3 protein-coding genes and 1 pseudogene are annotated in these 3,414 nt (G+C 64.0%); 2 read left to right on the forward strand and 2 right to left on the reverse strand.

The window, feature by feature from the left end; translation table 11 throughout:
* Position 1 precedes the first annotated feature (1 nt).
* Together ACIQD6_RS36165 and ACIQD6_RS36170 are read left to right on the forward strand one after the other, a co-directional pair.
* Positions 2 to 181, forward strand: a complete 180-nt coding sequence (locus tag ACIQD6_RS36165; RefSeq protein WP_401891326.1) for a helix-turn-helix domain-containing protein — start codon at positions 2 to 4, stop codon at positions 179 to 181.
* Positions 181 to 1,477, forward strand: a pseudogene (locus tag ACIQD6_RS36170) (tyrosine-type recombinase/integrase). Before ACIQD6_RS36165 ends, ACIQD6_RS36170 begins: the two are co-directional and overlap by 1 nt.
* A 116-nt stretch (positions 1,478 to 1,593) precedes the next feature.
* On the opposite strand, the gene ACIQD6_RS36175 reads toward ACIQD6_RS36170, so the two are convergent.
* Positions 1,594 to 2,100 carry a hypothetical protein gene (locus ACIQD6_RS36175; protein ID WP_401891329.1) on the reverse strand — a complete coding sequence of 169 codons (507 nt, stop codon included), beginning with the start codon at positions 2,098 to 2,100 and terminating at the stop codon, positions 1,594 to 1,596.
* 12 nt (positions 2,101 to 2,112) lie between these two features.
* Positions 2,113 to 3,414 (reverse strand): polymorphic toxin-type HINT domain-containing protein (locus ACIQD6_RS36180; protein ID WP_401891332.1); only part of this gene is annotated, 1,302 nt, incomplete at its 5' end.

The following is a 3,414-nucleotide window of genomic DNA, read 5'->3' on the forward strand; positions in this document are numbered from 1 at the left end:
GCTGGATCTGCTCACGGTGCCCCAGGTCATGGCACGCCTCCAACTCGGCCGCACCGCCGTCTACGACCTCATCCGCACCCGGCAGCTCGCCTCCATCACCCTCGGCCGCGCCCGCCGCATCCCTACCCCCGCGCTGGCCGACTTCATCCACACCCGCCTCGAAGAGGAAGCCGCCGCCTGATGACCACACCCCGCCCCGCCTCGTCCCGCCGCAGCCGCGCCAACGGTGACGGAACCGTGTACCAGCGCAAGGACAGCCGCTGGGAAGCCGCCGGATACGTCCTCGCACCGGGCAACACCCGTAAGCGCATCCGTGTCTACGGCACGACCCGCAAGGAGGCTCTGGCCAAGCTCACGGAGAAGATCGCCGCCAGCAACCGGGGCCTCCCCGTACCCTCCGGTGCAGGGCAGCGTGGCTGCGTACCTCACGTACTGGCTGGAGAACGTCGCCATCCACCACCTCCGCGAGAACACCCACACCCGCTACACCGCCGTCGTCCACCGCTACCTCATCCCTGGCCTCGGCAAGAAGAAGCTCACCAAGCTCACCGCCAAAGACGTCCGCACCTGGCTCAACCAGCTCCGCACCACCTGCCAGTGCTGCACCCGTCGCCTCGACGCCCAGCGCGACCAGCCCCGCTGCTGCATTGTCGGCCAGTGCTGCCGCAAGCTGCCCTCCCCGCTGACGCTGACCTACATCCACTCTGTACTCAAGTCCGCCCTGGAGCACGCCGTCCGCGAGGAAGAGATCCCCCGCAACGTCGCCCGTAACGTCCGCACCGGCACCCCACTGCCCCGGCGCTTCGAACCCCTCACCGCCGACGAAGCACGCCAGCTCCTCATCACCGCAGAAGGCCACCGGCTGCACGCGCTGTTCGAACTCGCCCTCCACACCGGACTCCGCAAAGGCGAACTCCTCGGCCTGCACTGGCAAGACCTCAACCTCCACGCGGCACCGCCACAATCCGCCGAACCCTCCAGCGCACCACCGCAGGCGGCCTCACTACGCTGCCCACCAAGACCCGGGCATCCGAACGCCGCATCGCCCCCCACCCGCTGCGCCCACTCGCTGAAGCACCACCACGAACAGCAGCAGCGCGAGCGTGAGGCCGCAGGCACGGGGTGGCAGCGGAACGGGCACGTGTTCACTACTGCGCAGGGCGGACCGCTCGACCCGACCAACCTCACCCGCACCTTCACCACACTCCTCCGCAAGGCCGGCCTCCGCCGCATCCGCTTCCACAACCTCCGACACTCGGCCGCCACCCTGCTGCTGGAACAGGGCGTCGAACTCGTCGTCATCAAGGAACTCCTCGGCCACGCCCACATCGGCGTCACCGCCACCGTCTACGCCCACGTCCGGCTCCGCCTCCAGCGAGACGCCATCGACACCCTCGGCACCTTGCTCAACGGCCCGGCGATCACCGAGACGGCCAACGGCGACGAACCGCCGCCCTGCGCCGCCCTCGTCCGCTGACGTTGCCGTCAACTACTGCCGTCACCCCACGCAAAAGCCCCGTCAGGACGAACCTGACGGGGCTTCAATTTTGCTACTGCTACCCAACGCAATAGGTGTGGTCTCGGGCAGCGGGACTACGCCTCGCCCGCCAGCCAACGCGGGAATGGCGCCACATCCAACAGCTCGGAGTTGATCGCCTTCAATCCTCTGGCGAAGTCCTGAGCCAATTTCGAGAGCATCGAAACAAGTTCACCCTGTGCGAGGCTCTCAAATTCCGGACTTGGAACCCACTCGGTCCGCGACTCGCAGTGAATCATCACGCGATTCTCGACTGAACGAAAGGTCAAAGTCCGCTCGATGCCCTGCGAGTACATGTCCACTTCGACTTCGCGACGCTCACGCACGCCTGCCAGAAGCAATGGGAGTTGCTCGATGAAAGCAGACAAGTCATACGCGACATCGAGCGGCCACTCATCGCTCCCAAAGCCGCCGATGTGGAAGCTGCTACCCCCAGCGCCAGAGAGGACGCTACACGCCTCCATGACCAGGGTGTCGTAGTCGTCATCCAACTCGTTACCCACTGGCGCAGCACCCGTAGCGGCAGATGGCGTAGCTGGATGAAACGACACAGAGAAGCTCATCTCTCCAGTCTCCTAGTTCGGGCCAATAATTGGGAATCCGGTCTTGTACAGTCCATTGGGACTCGGGACGACGGTAGCCGACCGAGCTTGGACGATACTCCCATCCGGCATGATCACCTGCCCCATTCCGTCTGGGATGCGCACCGACCTAGGGCCGGCTCCTTCAACATGGAGTCCCTTCAAAAACTCTGCAGCGGCGTCATTATCTAGCCATTGCCCCTGCTGATTTCCGGTGCTGCGAGCCCGATCGGTCAGAGCCTTCGTGTTCTTCGCTCCGGCACCATGGGTCTTGAATGTGTGACCCCACGTTTTCACACTATTGGAGGCCCAGTTCACGCACCCGTTGCTGTTGTGAACGAGCACCGGCGTCTCGCCCGCCAGCACATAGTACGTGTGGAGGTCCGCCACAGTCAGGTTGTGAACCACGGCCGGCTGCGTCCAGCGCTCTACGGCAGCGATCCGGACACGTGTCCCAGCGCCTGTAGTGAGCCGCTGCCCCGGAACTAGGTCCGTGGCGTCGATCCACTCATCGAGTTCGGCAAGCCAGAATGGGTGACCGTCCGTAGCGACTACTGATGCGGTTTCAGGTCCCGCCTTACCATCGATATCGACAGTAACTCGGACCAGATCTTTCAATCCATTGCCCAGAATTTCAGCGGTTACCGTTTTGGCGGCCGTCTCGCCGGTTTCCGGGTCTGTCGCCAGTACCTTGTCTCCGACTTTGACATCGGCGATCTTCTTGCGGGTTCCGTCCGCCATCAGGATTTTAGTCTCTGGCAGGAAACTGTTGCATTTCTTCAGAAGTTTGCCAGCCTTACCAAGCTTCCCTACCGGCAAAAGTCCAGCAATGGTCCATGCGCAGCCGCTGGCGCTACCACCGGCACACCGCTCAGCGTCGCGGTAGCCGATCAATTCGAGGAAATCCTTGGTGGGACTGATCCAGCCCAGATCGTTGGCGGCAGCGCAGAAAGCGCTGCCAGGGTCCATCTGGCACTGCCCGTCTGCCCACTTCATGAGCATGGGCGTATACGGGGCATCCGGATAAGCAGCGTAGCCGCGGGCGAAGAGTTCCTGCTGAGTCGGGATCTTTATGCCCGCCAGTACAGGCTGCTGTTTTTTCTTTGTCCCCCCGCCCGCAGATCTCGTAGCACTTGCTCCCCCTCCGGCCCTTGAGCTGGTGAGCGCTCCGCCACCGCTCTGGACTCCGCCACCGGTGGCTTTTCCGCCCTTTGAAAGGCTTCCGTCCGCGTGCGTGACGACCCCGCTGCCGCATCCTTCGGTTGACCGGCCCTCGCCGCCGCAGGCAAGGCCGAG

The sequence above is a fragment of the Streptomyces sp. NPDC088400 genome (genome assembly GCF_044753355.1).
GTDB lineage: Bacteria > Actinomycetota > Actinomycetes > Streptomycetales > Streptomycetaceae > Streptomyces.

Bases quoted from the DNA above. Each gene is read 5' to 3' on its own strand.
- ACIQD6_RS36175 (WP_401891329.1), bottom strand. From the start codon at position 2,100: ATGAGCTTCTCTGTGTCGTTTCATCCAGCTACGCCATCTGCCGCTACG.